General features: G+C 49.0%; 16 protein-coding genes. 2 read left to right on the top strand and 14 right to left on the bottom strand.

The genetic code is table 11. The features are described from left to right. The 6 genes from BKD12_RS03600 to BKD12_RS03625 form a co-directional block, all read right to left on the bottom strand. Nucleotides 1–912, bottom strand: coding sequence for a selenium metabolism-associated LysR family transcriptional regulator (locus tag BKD12_RS03600; RefSeq protein WP_070087958.1), 912 nt, complete (start codon nt 910–912; stop codon nt 1–3). Further along, the gene (selB, locus tag BKD12_RS03605) at nt 912–2,825 is read right to left on the bottom strand and encodes a selenocysteine-specific translation elongation factor (protein WP_070087959.1); all 1,914 of its coding nucleotides are present in this window, start codon (nt 2,823–2,825) and stop codon (nt 912–914) included. The genes BKD12_RS03600 and selB overlap by 1 nt, the downstream gene beginning before the upstream one ends. Beyond that, entirely contained in the window at nt 2,788–4,218 is a 1,431-nt protein-coding gene (gene selA / locus BKD12_RS03610) for an L-seryl-tRNA(Sec) selenium transferase (RefSeq protein WP_070087960.1), read from the bottom strand. Before selA ends, selB begins: the two co-directional genes overlap by 38 nt. Nucleotides 4,219–4,232: 14 nt before the next feature. Next, nucleotides 4,233–5,273 (bottom strand): selenide, water dikinase SelD, encoded by a 1,041-nt coding sequence (gene selD, locus BKD12_RS03615; RefSeq protein WP_083262819.1) that lies wholly within the window; start codon nt 5,271–5,273, stop codon nt 4,233–4,235. A gap of 146 nt (nt 5,274–5,419) precedes the next feature. Next, nucleotides 5,420–6,028: a sulfurtransferase-like selenium metabolism protein YedF gene (gene yedF / locus BKD12_RS03620; protein ID WP_070087961.1), complete on the bottom strand. Its 609-nt coding sequence runs from the start codon at nt 6,026–6,028 to the stop codon at nt 5,420–5,422. Nucleotides 6,029–6,148: 120 nt separating this feature from the next. After that, on the bottom strand, nt 6,149–6,802 hold the full coding sequence (locus tag BKD12_RS03625; protein ID WP_070087962.1) for a PHP domain-containing protein: 654 nt from the start codon (nt 6,800–6,802) through the stop codon (nt 6,149–6,151). Between the two features lie 258 nt (nt 6,803–7,060). Here BKD12_RS03625 and BKD12_RS03630 point away from each other — a divergent pair, with 258 nt between their 5' ends. Then, nucleotides 7,061–7,918, top strand: coding sequence for a class I SAM-dependent methyltransferase (locus tag BKD12_RS03630; RefSeq protein ID WP_070087963.1), 858 nt, complete (start codon nt 7,061–7,063; stop codon nt 7,916–7,918). 72 nt (nt 7,919–7,990) lie between these two features. On the opposite strand, the gene BKD12_RS16835 is transcribed toward BKD12_RS03630, so the two are convergent. Continuing rightward, nucleotides 7,991–8,152, bottom strand: coding sequence for a hypothetical protein (locus tag BKD12_RS16835; protein WP_176730917.1), 162 nt, complete (start codon nt 8,150–8,152; stop codon nt 7,991–7,993). Nucleotides 8,153–8,375: 223 nt separating this feature from the next. Here BKD12_RS16835 and yfcE point away from each other — a divergent pair, with 223 nt between their 5' ends. Beyond that, a complete protein-coding gene (yfcE, locus tag BKD12_RS03635) occupies nt 8,376–8,930 on the top strand; it encodes a phosphodiesterase (protein ID WP_070087964.1) in 555 nt (184 codons plus the stop codon). A 3-nt stretch (nt 8,931–8,933) separates the two neighbouring features. On the opposite strand, the gene BKD12_RS03640 is transcribed toward yfcE, so the two are convergent. The 7 genes from BKD12_RS03640 to BKD12_RS03665 form a co-directional block, all read right to left on the bottom strand. Continuing rightward, the gene (locus tag BKD12_RS03640; RefSeq protein WP_070087965.1) at nt 8,934–9,767 is read right to left on the bottom strand and encodes an MBL fold metallo-hydrolase; all 834 of its coding nucleotides are present in this window, start codon (nt 9,765–9,767) and stop codon (nt 8,934–8,936) included. After that, the gene (locus tag BKD12_RS03645) at nt 9,767–10,534 is read right to left on the bottom strand and encodes an HD domain-containing protein (protein ID WP_070087966.1); all 768 of its coding nucleotides are present in this window, start codon (nt 10,532–10,534) and stop codon (nt 9,767–9,769) included. The genes BKD12_RS03640 and BKD12_RS03645 overlap by 1 nt, the downstream gene beginning before the upstream one ends. Nucleotides 10,535–10,537: 3 nt before the next feature. Further along, complete coding sequence (locus BKD12_RS03650; RefSeq protein WP_408606934.1) at nt 10,538–11,422, bottom strand: 4Fe-4S binding protein; 885 nt, start codon at nt 11,420–11,422, stop codon at nt 10,538–10,540. Beyond that, nucleotides 11,409–11,555 (bottom strand): CD1871A family CXXC motif-containing protein, encoded by a 147-nt coding sequence (locus BKD12_RS16840; protein ID WP_176730918.1) that lies wholly within the window; start codon nt 11,553–11,555, stop codon nt 11,409–11,411. The genes BKD12_RS03650 and BKD12_RS16840 overlap by 14 nt, the downstream gene beginning before the upstream one ends. Next, a complete protein-coding gene (locus BKD12_RS03655; RefSeq protein ID WP_070087968.1) occupies nt 11,555–12,151 on the bottom strand; it encodes a TlpA family protein disulfide reductase in 597 nt (198 codons plus the stop codon). The genes BKD12_RS16840 and BKD12_RS03655 overlap by 1 nt, the downstream gene beginning before the upstream one ends. Nucleotides 12,152–12,313: 162 nt before the next feature. Continuing rightward, nucleotides 12,314–13,234, bottom strand: coding sequence for a nucleotidyltransferase family protein (locus tag BKD12_RS03660; protein ID WP_070087969.1), 921 nt, complete (start codon nt 13,232–13,234; stop codon nt 12,314–12,316). Between the two features lie 37 nt (nt 13,235–13,271). Continuing rightward, nucleotides 13,272–13,835, bottom strand: coding sequence for an HD domain-containing protein (locus BKD12_RS03665; protein ID WP_070087970.1), 564 nt, complete (start codon nt 13,833–13,835; stop codon nt 13,272–13,274). Nucleotides 13,836–13,927: the final 92 nt, after the last annotated feature.

The raw sequence follows: 13,927 nt of genomic DNA on the forward strand, positions 1-13,927 counted from the left end.
TTACTGCTCCAGGCCATACACCTCTTTTACGACCCTGATAAACCGTTCCGCCGACCTCGTCAGCTGATAATTTTTGTTATAAACCAGGTTGATATCCCTGCCTTTATCCGCTCCCGGAATCGGGAATGCCAGCATATGTCCTTCCTCGACCTCTTCCTTGGAAGCCAGGCGTGACAATACAGAAATCCCCAGCCCCTGGGTCACAGATTTTTTTATCGTCTCCTGATTTTCAATACTGGCGATCACATCCAGCTTTCCTACATCAATTCCCGCACGGGCAAACTGTTTTTCCGCCTCTTTTCTGGTTCCGGAACCCTCCTCCCTCATGATAAAAGATTCCTTACAGATCCAGGAAATATCACCCGCAGACTCTTCTCCAAGCCGCCGGTATTTTTCTGTATTCGGCGTGATGACTACCAGCTGATCCTTATAAAACGGCACATATTTACAATGCTTTTTCTCAAGCGTTGTCCCTGTCAGGCCCACATCTACCATGTGATCTATCACCCGCAGCACCACCTGGGCGCTGTCCATTTCCACAATCTTCAGCTGTTCCTTTGGATATTTCTCGTTATATCTCTTCAGGATCTCAGGAAGAAGATACTGGGCCGGCACGGTAGAGGCCGCAATCGTGATGCAGTGCTTTGCCGTGTCTTCACCGCTCCCAAATCTTTCCTCGATCTTACGCTCCAGATCCATCATCGGCTTTGCGTATTTATATAGCTCCTTCCCGTCCTCGGACAAGCTGACTTCTTTGGTATTGCGGATAAAGAGCCTGACATTTAATTCTTTTTCCAGAGAAGCAATGTGGGCGCTGATCGTCGGCTGTGTCAGAAACAGCTCCTTGGCCGCCTTGGAAAAGCTGCCCTCTTCCGCCACCTGGACAAATGCTTCTAATTGTTTCAGATTCATTAGTATGCTACCCTTTCACTTTCTGCTCCCATCTTTTTTGTGATCTTTAGTGCATCCATGTATTCCAGAATAGGTTTTGCACTCTTTCTGCTGGTCCCAAACATATCTCTGACCTGTGCGATTGTGATCAGAGGATCATCTGCCAGATGGGCTTTTATCTTTTCCTTGGCCTGCTCCATATATTCCGCCAGCGTGTACATTTCTTCCGTCACGCGCACAACTTTTCCCTCTGTCAGCAGAATATTCAGAATATCATCCGCCATGTCCCTGGAGACGCCCTTCAGGTCAATCTCTGAATAGCGGACAAAATCATATCCGGCCTTTTCAAACACATTCAGGAAATTTTCCGCCACCTTCTGATAGGTGCCATCTTTCTTTACTTCAAATTCCGGCGTGCACAAAAACTCTTCCGCCCGCCTGATACAGCCTCTTTCTACAAAAAATTCTACAATCCGGTCAAATACATTGGGCTTAATCTTCTGGAAATACATGGTCTGTATCTCTGCTTTTTTCATGCCATAGCGATAGGGATACTTCTTCTCATAATCCTCAAGCGCCCTCACCAGCGTCTGCTGTGCTTCCCGGATCGAATCCATATGCCAGATATAGGTATCCTTCCGCATTTCAAACACGGCCAGAAGCTCCTGTTCCTCCAGCTCTTTTACGTCTTCCTTTACTTCATCTACAGAAAGAGCTGTCAGCTTCGCAAGCTCCGCTAATGTGATCAGCGTGTCTCCATGTTTCTTCGCATGCAGTTCGATCACATCTGCGGAGGATCCCGATTCCTTACGCCTGAGCTCCTCAATCACGCTCTCCTGGAACCGTTTCTTTACTCCCGGGTTCGGCTCCAGGATTACGCCGCCGCCAATCGTTTCCATCGGTGAATAAAAGCGTACCACAAATTTATCCCCGCGGCGCACGGCAATCTCCTCCTCAAGACGCAGCTGCACATATCCGCTCTCTCCAGGCCCCAGCTCTTCCTTATCCAGAAGCACCGCCCGGCACAGAATCTCGCTGGTGCCGGTGAAAAAATGCAGCCTGGTATGATTGGTCAGCACCCGCATCGACGACTCCAGGATATTCATCTTCACATCCAGAAGATCTGTATTCTTCATACTGTTCGGCGGCGCCAGTACGCATCCTCTCTGTATCTCCTTTTTCTTTACATTCGAAAGATTGATTGCCACCCGCTGTCCGGCATAACATTCCTTCTGGTCTGCCCCATGCACCTGGATGCTGCGGATCTTACACTCCTTCCCAATAGGATACATCTCCAATGTATCCTCTTTCCGGATTGTACCGGATACCAGCGTTCCTGTGATGATCGTCCCGAATCCCGACAGAGAAAAGGCCCGGTCGATGGGAAGTCTGGGTATCGTATGGATATCCTTCCCCACTACCTCGTCGCTGGACATATGACCGATCACTTCGATCAGCTGATCCAGTCCCTGCCCCGTGGCGGCAGACACCTTTACTACCGGCGCCTGTTCCAGAAATGTTCCCGAAAGCTCTTCCCGGATCTCTTCTTCCACCAGCTCAATCCACTCTTCATCCACAAGATCACATTTATTAAGGACAATAATACTCTTTTCAATTCCCAGAAGTCCCAGAATATCCATATGCTCCCTGGTCTGCGGCATGATGCCCTCATCCGCCGCGATCACTAACAGCACCAGATCCATTCCCACGACTCCCGCCACCATGTTGTTGATAAATTTCTCATGGCCGGGCACATCTATGATCCCGGCCCGGTCGCCGCTTGGAAGATCAAAGTAGGTAAAGCCCAGATCAATGGTAATCCCTCTTCTCTGCTCTTCCTCCCAGCGGTCTGTATTTCTTCCGGTCAGTGCTTTAATCAGCGTGGTTTTTCCGTGATCAATATGCCCCGCTGTTCCTATGATTATATTCTTCATCTTCCATACTCCTAAATTGATCTGCTATCACTTTGAACTGCTGACGGTCTATGGTCCTCACGTCAAGAAGGATCATGTCATTTGCCGTTCTTGGAATAATAGGGATCTCAAGATGCCGCATTTTTTCTTCCAGCTTTGGCACGCTGATCTTCTCCGGCCGCACGGCTGCCGCAAAGCTTGGAATCCTTTCCAGAGGCAGAGAGCCTCCCCCTATCTGCGATTCACAGGGAACCACCTGAAAATGTCCGGAGAATCCGCTTCTTCGAAGCATCCGCACCAGGCTTTTTGCCTCTTTTTCAATTTTCTCCAAAGGCTTCGTAATCATCCGAAGGACCGGTACATTACGTATGGCCGTCTCTTCTGATAAATACTCCTTAAGCACAAGCTCCAGAGCCGCTGCCGTAAACTTATCGATCCGGAGCGCACGGGTCAGCTGGTTCTTCTTCATCTGATCAATATATTTTTTCTTTCCAACAATAATACCGGCCTGAGGACCTCCCAGAAGCTTATCGCCACTGAAGCAGACCACATCCGCTCCTTTTGCAATGGACTCCTGTACCATGGGCTCGTGTGTCAGCCCGTATTTTGCCAGGTCCACCAGAACACCGCTTCCCAGATCCTCAATGATCGGCAGGTCATGCTCTTTCGCCAGTGTAATCAGCTCATCAATCTCCACCGATTCCGTAAAGCCCACGATCCGGTAATTACTGGTATGCACTTTTAACAGCGCTTTCGTCTCTTCTGTAATCGCATTTTTATAATCGTCATAGTGGGTCTTATTCGTCGTCCCCACCTCCACCAGTACGGCACCGCTCTGTTCCATAACATCCGGGATCCGGAATTTTCCGCCAATCTCCACCAGCTCTCCCCGGGAGACCACGACTTCGCCTCCCTTTGCCAGAGAACTTAAGATCAGCATCACGGAGGATGCATTGTTATTGACAGCCATGGCCGCCTCTGCCCCCGTCAGTTTGCACAAAAGTTTTTCAAAATGCGAATACCTCTCTCCACGCCTTCCGGCCTCCAGGTTATACTCCAGATTAGAGTATCCGCATGCAACCTCGGCAATCCGTTTTATATGTTCCGGACTGATCGGAGCACGTCCCAGATTCGTATGGAGAATCGTCCCTGTACCGTTGATCACCGGGCGCATATTCGGCGTATGCATCGCTTTTACAGTCCGTCCAATCTCGTCTGTCAGTCCCCCGATCCTTTCCTCAATCTCTTTTTCGTCCTCACAGGCGCCGATAAAGGTCCTAAGCCGGTCCGTTTCGATATGGATAGATTCCATCACCGTGTCTTTGCTGTATGTTTCTATCATCTGCCGGATCCTCTCGTCTTCCAGCAGGATATCTACCTTAGGAATCTTCCGGTAATACACATTTTTATTCATTCTTCATTCCTCTCTTATACCAAGCGAATCAATTTATCACTTTTTTCTTTTACATCTCCGATCACAGCCACCGCAGTATCCATATCCGCCGCGGCAAAGTCCGCCATCATCTGATCCAGATCCTTTGGTGCTACGCTGATCAGGAGACCGCCGGAGGTCTGCGGATCGTATAAAAGATCCAGGTAGTGTTCTGCCACCCCTCCATCGTCCACTTTTCCGATGGAATACCCCCGGTTTTTATACGCACCGGCCGGCACCAGTCCCATCTTTGCATAGTCAACTGCATCTGCGAAATAGGGAACCCGGCCCACCTTAAGCTCCAGCGTGACTTCACTGGCCTCGGCCATCTCAACACCGTGACCCAGAAGCCCAAAGCCGGTAATATCTGTACAGGCGGATACGTCATACTTTTCCACTACCTGCTTGGCCTTCTTATTCAGGGACGCCATGACGGTCTGTGCCTCGCGGATTGCGGACGGCGATGCCATCTCGGCCTTCACGGCCGTGTTTATGATCCCGCTTCCGATCTGCTTTGTCAGCACCAGCACATCTCCCGGCCGGCATCCGTAATTTTTAAAAATTTTATCCGGATGTACAAAACCTGATACACAAAGTCCATATTTCGGTTCATCATCCTGAACCGAATGTCCGCCTACAAGAACTGCACCTGCTTCCTTTACCTTATCTGCCCCTCCGGCCAGAATGTCTCCCAGTATAGCCGGATCCAGGCAGTTCGGAAATCCTACGATATTCAGCGCAACAGCAGGTTCTCCTCCCATCGCCCACACATCACTTAATGAGTTTGCCGCGGCAATCTGTCCAAACATATAGGGATCATCTACAATCGGCGTAAAAAAATCCACTGTCTGTATCATCGCAATCTCGTCAGTTACTTTATATATTGCCGCATCATCGGACGTCTCAATTCCGACGATGAGATTATCATCATGAAACTTCGGCAGCTTACCCAGCACCTGGGCAAGGGTCTCAGGACCTATTTTGGCCGCTCATCCCGAAGTCTTACTTAAGCTGGTTAATTTTACATCAGAAACCATACCTTTTCCTCCTCTCTTTTCTCGCAGACGCCTGAGAAACTGTCATCCTACGTTCCCGCAAAAAATCCACAGAGAAGCCTTCTTTTTCATATTGCGGCGTTCCCTGTGGATTCTTCCAAACACAATTTTCTTACAAAATATTCCTGCTAAGGTTTTATGATCCTGGATGCCCCGGCCAGTGTTTCAACGATACTGTACATATTCGTCACAGTTCCGACTGCCAGCTTCTCTTTCAATCCATAGTAATCCAGACAGGTTCCGCAGGTCTGGATCTCTACTCCCTGGGCTTCCAGGGACTTCAGATCTTCAAGCGAATCTGACCCTTCTGTCGTCAGCGTGGCACCGCCGTTATAAAACAGCATCGTTTTCGGCAACGTGTCCATCTGTGTGACAGCAAAAATAAAGCTCTTGATCAACACCTTACCAAGCTCATCATTTCCACTTCCCATACGGTCAGAAGCAATGGCTACTACCAGATTTCCTCTGTTGTCCGGTGCGCAGGAAACTTCTTCTTCTGCTGTCTCTGCCGCCGGAGCGCCCTCCATCTGGATCGTGATCTTGAATTCTGCATCACCAAGCTTCTCGGAAGAAACCTGTCCCCCTGAACTGGATGCCATCTTTGTCACATTCTGGACAGCAATCTCGTTGTCCACCAGTACTTCGATCGTCTCAGGTCCTGTAAGCGCCTGCATTGCCTTTTTGGTCTTAATAACCGGGATCGGGCAATTATCACCCATAGCGTTGACTGTAATCATAATATCTCGCCTTTCCTTCCCGCCATTACCTTCAACACTTATAGACATATTCTATCATTATGCCTCGAAAAGGTAAATGGCTTTTCCATGATTTATAAAACATTTTTTATAAAATATTTTTTATGCAATCTTTCGAATTTTACGCCTTTCCGGTATTTCAAGAATCCGGTAAGCACCCTCCGAATACATAGCCGGCTTCATTCCGCCCTTTTCAAAGGCTGCAAGAAGCTCCTGGAGCGTCCGTATCTCCCCGGGAAACCAGGTAGCACATACTCCTACCTTCTCCGGCACATGGCAGTCACTGGCGCCCAGTGTGTGAAGCCCCTGTCTTCCGGCGTATTTCGCCGCCTTGCGGCATGCTGCTGCAGAAGTGCTGCCATTTAACACTTCCAGGCCATCTAACCCTTTCACTTCACATAAGTGTTCCCCCAATCCTCTTCCATTATTCCGGAAGGGATGAGCTGCAAAACAAATGCCGCCCTGCGCTTTTACCAGATCAATAAACTCTTGTGCCGGAATCCGTTCCCTCGGATAATCCTCAATCCCGAAAGCAACAATATCTCCCTGCAGAGAGTAATATTCAATACCGGTAAAAATCGGGAATCCCGTTTTTTCGGAATATTCTGCCGCATAATCCTTCAGCCCCATACTATCATGATCTGTGATACTGATTCCGTCAAGACCTTTCTCTTTTGCAATTTCCACAATCTGAGATAATTTCAGGAAGCTGTCTTTGGAATATGTCATCTCATGCATATGCAGATCAATGAGCATCTTTTCACCTTCTACTTTCTTGTTCTCTTCCTAATACTCCTGTTACTGCCACTATTTTTATTATAAGAAGAGACATCTTTATATTCAAATTGAGTTTTTTTATAAACAGGCGCATTTATAGATATTATCTATTTGTATAGAAAGAATTTCTTTTTAGCCTGCTTCATGATATAATTCTGGAAGATCCAATACTCGCGGATCAGCCGCCTTCGGCGGCATTGCAAATATATAATAAATTCAAGAGAGGATAAGATCAATATGTGGATTGCCGATCAATGGAAAGATTATGAAGTAATAGACTGCAGCAAGGGCGAAAAGCTGGAGCGCTGGGGAAACTATATTCTGGTTCGCCCGGATCCCCAGGTTATCTGGGACACCCCCAGAAAGGATCCCAGGTGGAAGAGAAAAAACGGACATTATCACCGCAGCAAAAAAGGCGGCGGCGAATGGGAATTTTTTGATCTGCCCGGCGAATGGCAGATTCATTATAAAGACCTGACATTCAATCTGAAGCCTTTCAGCTTCAAACACACAGGACTTTTCCCGGAGCAGGCTGCCAACTGGGACTGGTTTTCCGAAAAGATCCGTCTGGCCGGACGCCCAATCAAAGTCTTAAATCTTTTTGCCTATACAGGCGGCGCCACTCTGGCCGCCGCGGCAGCCGGAGCCAGCGTCACCCATGTGGACGCCTCCAAGGGCATGGTCAACTGGGCCAAGGAAAACGCCATTTCCTCCGGTCTGGCCGATAAACCCATCCGCTGGCTGGTTGATGACTGCGTAAAATTTGTGGAGCGGGAAATCCGCCGTGGAAACCATTATGACGCTATTATCATGGATCCCCCGTCCTACGGACGCGGTCCCAAGGGTGAGATCTGGAAAATCGAGGATGCTATCCATCCGCTGATCCGCCTGTGTACAAAAATCTTGTCGGATCAGCCCCTGTTCTTCCTGGTCAATTCTTATACTACCGGGCTCGCCCCGGCTGTATTGACTTATATGATCGGCACAGAACTAAAACGGTTCCACGGTCACGTAGAGTCTCAGGAAATCGGCCTTCCCGTCACCTCCTCCGGTCTGGTACTCCCCTGCGGCGCCTCCGGACGCTGGGAAGCATAGCACATGTGGGGACACCCGATAATGTGAACGGGGACGTACACTTTTGCAAAAAGTGTACGTCCCCGTTCACAATTAAAATTCGATTCCCTTCCCCAGCGCATCTTTCAGATATGTCACCACATCCTCCAGCTTATGCACGGCATCCATCTTTTCCTCATAGTCTTCGCCTTCCATATCTACGTTAATGAGACACTGCTGGATATGCTTTATTTCTTTAATCATTTCTTCTGTCATAAGACCACCCCCGTTTGTCTTCTGAAATACGTTCCTATTACAGTTTTCTCCTCTGGTCCGCCCAAAAGCTCGCCTATATGTATTATTATAGCACACTCTTTCCTTTTACGGCATGCAAATTTATGCTATACTGTTAAACACGGCCGCTGCATTGCCGCATCATCCGGTGGCTGCGGCGGCACGCCTTATAAAATGTCTCTGAACAAAAAGGAGGAATCAGCTTATGAAACTTATGATTGCATCTGACATACACGGCTCCGCTTATTACTGCAAAAAAATGGTGGCGGCATACCAAAGAGAACATGCCGACCGGCTTCTGCTCCTTGGCGATATTCTCTACCATGGCCCCCGCAATGATCTTCCAGAGGATTATGATCCCAAGGCTGTCATCTCTCTTTTAAATCCTCTGAAGCAGGAAATTCTCTGCGTACGCGGAAACTGCGACACGGAAGTAGATCAGATGGTCCTGGACTTTCCCATCATGGCAGAATATTGTCTCCTGGAGCTTAACGGCCAGACGATTTTTGCCACCCATGGCCATCACTTCAACCCGCAGAATCCGCCTATGCTGAAGGACGGTGATATCCTTTTAAACGGGCATACCCACATCCCGGCAAACCAGAATATGGGTACTTATACCTATATGAACCCGGGATCCGTCTCCATTCCCAAAGAAGGCTCTGCCCACGGCTATATGATCTTTGACGGTGCCTTTACCTGGAAGGATCTGGACGGAAACGTTCTGGACATTTCAAGCAATGCCTCTGCCGCCAGGTAAACTTTACATCCAGGCAGACAGATCCAGCTCTTCTCCGCTTCCGAGATAGCGGATCTGTTCTCCCAGGATCTCTTTTAACATCTTATATGCCGGGATCCCGGTACAGTGTCCGGTGACAAACCGGGTCGGCATCTTCTGCAATTCCCTTGCTGTCTGGCGGATCACCTTTTTATCTTCCTCCGTGTATTCACCGTCCTTCATCATATGAAAGCCGCTGATCACAAAATCCGGATACCGCTCCCGTATTTCCCGGTAGCGGTCCAGAATATTCAGGATTCCGTTATGTGCACAGCCGGAAAGCAAAATTTCCTTCCCGTCACAGTTCACGATCAGATACTGCTCGTGACGGAAATCATCCTGTACCAGCGCCCCGTCTTTCCGGACTCTCAGTTCACGGTTTCCCTCCGGCCACATCCGTCTTCCGGCAACATTGGTAAAAAGATACAGTTCCTCGTCCAGCCTTAAATCTCCGCCCACCACCACGACCTGAGGCAGTCCCCGGATCACTGGATCCAGGCCGATATAATCTGTCCCCCGCTCTCTTTCATGATAATATTTTGCAAACGCGTCCTCCCTGATATAAATCCTGGCCCTCGGATTGATCTTTGAGAATGTCAGGATTCCGCCGCCATGATCATAATGTCCATGACTTAAGATCAGTATATCCACTTCTTTTAAGTCGATACCGAGAAACTCTGCATTTCTCAGGAATGCATCCGTTGCTCCGGTATCTACCAACAGCTTATGCTTCCCTGTCTCCAGATAAACACTCAATCCATGTTCGGCCAGACAGCCATTTTTCCCTTGTTCGTTTTCAACCAGATTCTGTATCTTCATTACAACGCCTCCTCCCGGACATACCGCTCCAGCACTTCAGATATTTCCTTCATCTGTTCCGCCGTCTCCGGGTTCGCATACGGAATCCGTCCTACCAGCCTGGACACATACTGTTCCTCCCGGATCATTTCAAAGGAAACTTTAAAATTAATATCAAAAAAGTATGCAAGATAAGAAACCCAGTAATCCATCTTCGTCTCCCGAAGAGAAGACAGAATGGACTCCCTTTTTCGAAATTGTTCCATGACCGCGGGACTGATCGCCATATGCCCTACCTCTTCTGCCGTTGCCCCCATAAAAGTTTCCACCGGATCCGCAAGCTTTACCCGGCAGTTATCCAGCTTATCTGCATCCCGGATGATCTTTGCGTGGAGCAAAGCCCTTGTATCCTGTATCCCTTCCAGCCGGAAGTCGCTGTGTCTGGCAACCGCTGTTTCGATGATCTGGTCCCAGTCCCCCTTTTCCAGAAACTGCCGGATCATCCCCTCCTCAAACAGAATCCGGACACCAAACTCCGCATGATCCATGGTGGCCGGCTCAAAACTATCAAACCTTTTGATCTGCTCAAACCGTCCAATATCATGAAGAAGCCCTATGATCTGCGCCAGCTCCACATCCTCTTCCGGAAGCCCGAGTCTTAAAGCAATCTTTCTGCTGTACTCCACAACGCCATATGTATGCGTAATTTTTAAACGTATTTTATCATCATCTCTGTCATAATGATCCAGATATTCCTCAAATTTCCTGACTGCGTGCGAAAGGTCCATCCTCTATCCTTCCTCCTTCTTTTTCACATTTGAACACACCGGGGCCTTTGGAGAAAATAGCGGATCCCTTTTCAACGCATGCACAGGACAGGCCTGGATGCATGCCCCGCACCGAATACATTCCGGACTGTTGGGCTTTTCCCACACCCGGATATCCATCTGACAGGCCTCCTGGCATCTGCCGCATCGGATACAGGTATCCTCCACCCGATACCTGTAGCAGGCGATCGAATTGAAAAAGCTATACACCGCTCCAAGCGGACATACATACTTGCAGAAGGGCCGGTAGATCCAGACTGCCAGAAGCACGGTCACAATCAAAAGCCCCACTTTCCAGTTAAATAATGCACCTGCTGCCGCCTGAAGCGCCTCAGAGGAGGCCACCAGCGGAATCCCCGCCATCAGCGTCCCACTGGGACAGATATACTGACAGAACCAGGGCTTTGACTGCCCGAACCCGTCCACGGCAAACATCGGCAAAAGGACAACAAACACCGCCAGGATCCCATATTTCAGCCAGACCAGAGGCCTGTGGCCCGGCAGGTTCTTTCGTTTTCCCGGAACCGGGATTTTGTGGAGCAGATCCTGTACCAGCCCGAACGGACACAGCCATCCGCAGATAAATCGTCCGAAGATCGAGCCAAACAACAGAAGAAACCCGACCACATAAAAGGAAAACCTGGATCCGCCCGTCAATACCGCCTGCAGCGCTCCAATCGGACAGGAACCGAGCGCTCCCGGGCAGGAATAGCAGTTCAGTCCCGGTACACACGCTGTTTTCAGAGGACCCGTATATATTTTCCCGGTCAGGAATCCAAACACATACCCATTTGTAACTGCCGTAAAGCCAATCTGTACTAAAGGTCTTAATTTCCTAACCAATTCCAATACACTCCAGACATATATAAATTGCTTTGATCCAGACGGTCTGAGCTTCTCCCCGGTAAATACCTGCTGCCAGGAAGCATATTCCTGTCACCAGCAAGAGCCCCGGCAGAATCACCCTTCTTTTCGCCTTCATCACTGCACCTCGCTTCGCAGATCCTCAATGATCGAAGTCCACTCTTCCTTAGAACGGCTCCCGGCATACCCCTCGCCCACCTGGTTTCCTTCTGAATCCACAAATATGGTCGTAGGTACGACGCTGACTCTGCTAAGCACCTTCCGCTGGATATCCGGCGATGCCACCAGATGCGTATAATCTGCCTGGGTAGACTGGACGATCTCCTGCGCTTTAGAATCCCCGGTCTCTGTCACATCGCTGATCAGGCCGATCATCTGAAATTCCCCGCTGTCGTAAGAGCGGCTTATCTCTCCCAGATCCGGCATCTCCTGGATACAGGGGCCACAAAAGGTTCCCCAGATATTGATCATGGTAAGCTTTGACTGGCCAAAAATCTCCTGCGTCACATCTTCCCCGTCCAGTGTCTGCGCTTCAAATTCTCCAAATATATTTTCTCCGGATTCCTCGCTCCCGGACGTCTCTTCCTTCTGTACATTTCCCTCGTTTCCGCCGGAGCCTGCATCTTCTGCCGCTTCCGTTCCGCCGCATCCTTCCAGTGCAAGGGCCAGAAACATCCCCATAGCCAAAACCGCACCTGCATACTTTTTCTTCATGAAGAACCTCCTTCTAAACCTCCAGAATTGTGTGTCCCCAGTATAGCATATGGTCCCTGAATTTTGAACCTCCATTTTGATCATGCCTTTTACCGCTGCACATAAAAAGACCGGGAAAACTTCCCGGTCTTCAAACTTTTCAAAGGGTCTTCTGTTGTCTTTTTATTCCCCCCACAAATTCTCCGGATACACGCCGTCTGCGATCAGCCGGCCAAATGCCTCCTCCACTGCAGGCTTATCCTCCTTGTAAGTGACTCCAAACCACTTGTCCTGGGTCTCCAGCACCTTCACCCGGGCACGTCCCTCCCGGATCAGTTTATCCACAATGGTTGGCAGAAGGTATTCCTTCTTCAGCGGATCCCCCGACGGATCCTCCAAAAATTCCCGGAACCCTTTTCCCAGATAGTCGATAAACGAGGGCTCTCCGGCCCACATATTCATAGACACCCGTTCATTCTCTGTAAACCATTCCTGTACGCCCGGATCGTCACAGAAAAGCTTCCCATCCTCATCTCTGCCAATCCCGGTCGTCTCTACCACATGTGTCAGGAAATCGTTTTCATCTGCTCTGCAGATTCCCCTGGTGACTGTTCCGTTCTCACTCAAGGTATTTTTCAGTACAAACCCTGCCATACCCATACAGAATTCTGCATCGCACGCTTCCTCTTCAACCAGAAAACCGTGCAGCTTACGGAAGGCCTCTTTCCCGTAATAGTCGTCTGCGTTGATGATAACAAACGGCTCCTTTACCACATCCTTACAGCACAGGATGGCCTGTCCCGTTCCCCAGGGCTTGGTCCGTCCCTCCGGCACCTGAAATCCCTCCGGAATATCGGAAAGCTCCTGGAACACATACTCTACATCGATATGCTTCCTGATGCGGTCTCCAATGACTGCCTTAAACTCTTCCTCAATATCCTTGCGGATGATAAAGACCACTTTATCAAATCCCGCCTCCTTCGCATCATAGATAGAATAATCCATGATGATTTCACCGTGCTTTCCCATCTTTGCCAGCTGTTTGATCCCGCCGCCATACCGGGAGCCGATTCCGGCCGCCATGATAATCAATGTCGTATTCATATGATTTTCCTCTCAAATATATGATAATATTGTATCATTACAATCCCAGGACATCTGAAATTGCACCCATCTCTTCCAGAGCCACATCAATCAGGTCATCAAGGCTTAGTCCTGTAAACTCGATCGCTTCCATGTAATCACGGTTCGCTCCGGCTGCAAACCGGCGTTCATTAAACCTCTTCATTACAGATTTATGTTTTACGCTTGCAATCTTTTTATCCGGATATATCTGTGCAACGGCTTTCACAAATCCGCTCATAGGATCTGCCGACAGGATGGCATACTGCAGCTTCGTCTTCGCCTTCACCCCGCTTTTCGGGTTGTGAGCACAGATTGCATCAAACAATACCTTATCTTCGATCCCTTCCTTTTTCAGGATCTCCACAGATGTAGGGCCATGCACACTCATGTCATTTCTCCAGTCACACTGCTCCTCATCCAGATCATGCAGAAGACCTACGATTCCCCAGTATTCGACCTCATCTGGCGCCAGTCTTTTTGCCAGCCCTCTCATGATCGCCTCTACTGCATAGGAGTGAGTGATATAATTCTCTCCCTCCATATATTTCATCAGTATTGCATGTGCCTGTTCCCGATCCATTTTTCAATTCCTCCTTCGCTTCATACTCTTCATATGCTTCAACCATTGTAACATAGAAAGAGCAGAAATTCTATATTCAGAATCTCTGCTCT

It is taken from the genome of Merdimonas faecis (assembly GCF_001754075.1).
GTDB lineage: Bacteria > Bacillota > Clostridia > Lachnospirales > Lachnospiraceae > Merdimonas > Merdimonas faecis.

Bases quoted from the DNA above. Each gene is read 5' to 3' on its own strand.
- BKD12_RS03600 (WP_070087958.1), bottom strand. From the start codon at position 912: ATGAATCTGAAACAATTAGAAGCATTTGTCCAGGTGGCGGAAGAGGGC.
- BKD12_RS03665 (WP_070087970.1), bottom strand. From the start codon at position 13,835: ATGGATCGGGAACAGGCACATGCAATACTGATGAAATATATGGAGGGA.
- BKD12_RS03640 (WP_070087965.1), bottom strand. From the start codon at position 9,767: ATGAAGATACAGAATCTGGTTGAAAACGAACAAGGGAAAAATGGCTGT.
- BKD12_RS03660 (WP_070087969.1), bottom strand. From the start codon at position 13,234: ATGAATACGACATTGATTATCATGGCGGCCGGAATCGGCTCCCGGTAT.
- selB (WP_070087959.1), bottom strand. From the start codon at position 2,825: ATGAAGAATATAATCATAGGAACAGCGGGGCATATTGATCACGGAAAA.
- BKD12_RS03630 (WP_070087963.1), top strand. From the start codon at position 7,061: ATGTGGATTGCCGATCAATGGAAAGATTATGAAGTAATAGACTGCAGC.
- BKD12_RS16835 (WP_176730917.1), bottom strand. From the start codon at position 8,152: ATGACAGAAGAAATGATTAAAGAAATAAAGCATATCCAGCAGTGTCTC.
- yfcE (WP_070087964.1), top strand. From the start codon at position 8,376: ATGAAACTTATGATTGCATCTGACATACACGGCTCCGCTTATTACTGC.
- BKD12_RS03625 (WP_070087962.1), bottom strand. From the start codon at position 6,802: ATGCTCATTGATCTGCATATGCATGAGATGACATATTCCAAAGACAGC.
- BKD12_RS03655 (WP_070087968.1), bottom strand. From the start codon at position 12,151: ATGAAGAAAAAGTATGCAGGTGCGGTTTTGGCTATGGGGATGTTTCTG.
- BKD12_RS03645 (WP_070087966.1), bottom strand. From the start codon at position 10,534: ATGGACCTTTCGCACGCAGTCAGGAAATTTGAGGAATATCTGGATCAT.
- BKD12_RS16840 (WP_176730918.1), bottom strand. From the start codon at position 11,555: ATGAAGGCGAAAAGAAGGGTGATTCTGCCGGGGCTCTTGCTGGTGACA.
- selA (WP_070087960.1), bottom strand. From the start codon at position 4,218: ATGAATAAAAATGTGTATTACCGGAAGATTCCTAAGGTAGATATCCTG.
- yedF (WP_070087961.1), bottom strand. From the start codon at position 6,028: ATGATTACAGTCAACGCTATGGGTGATAATTGCCCGATCCCGGTTATT.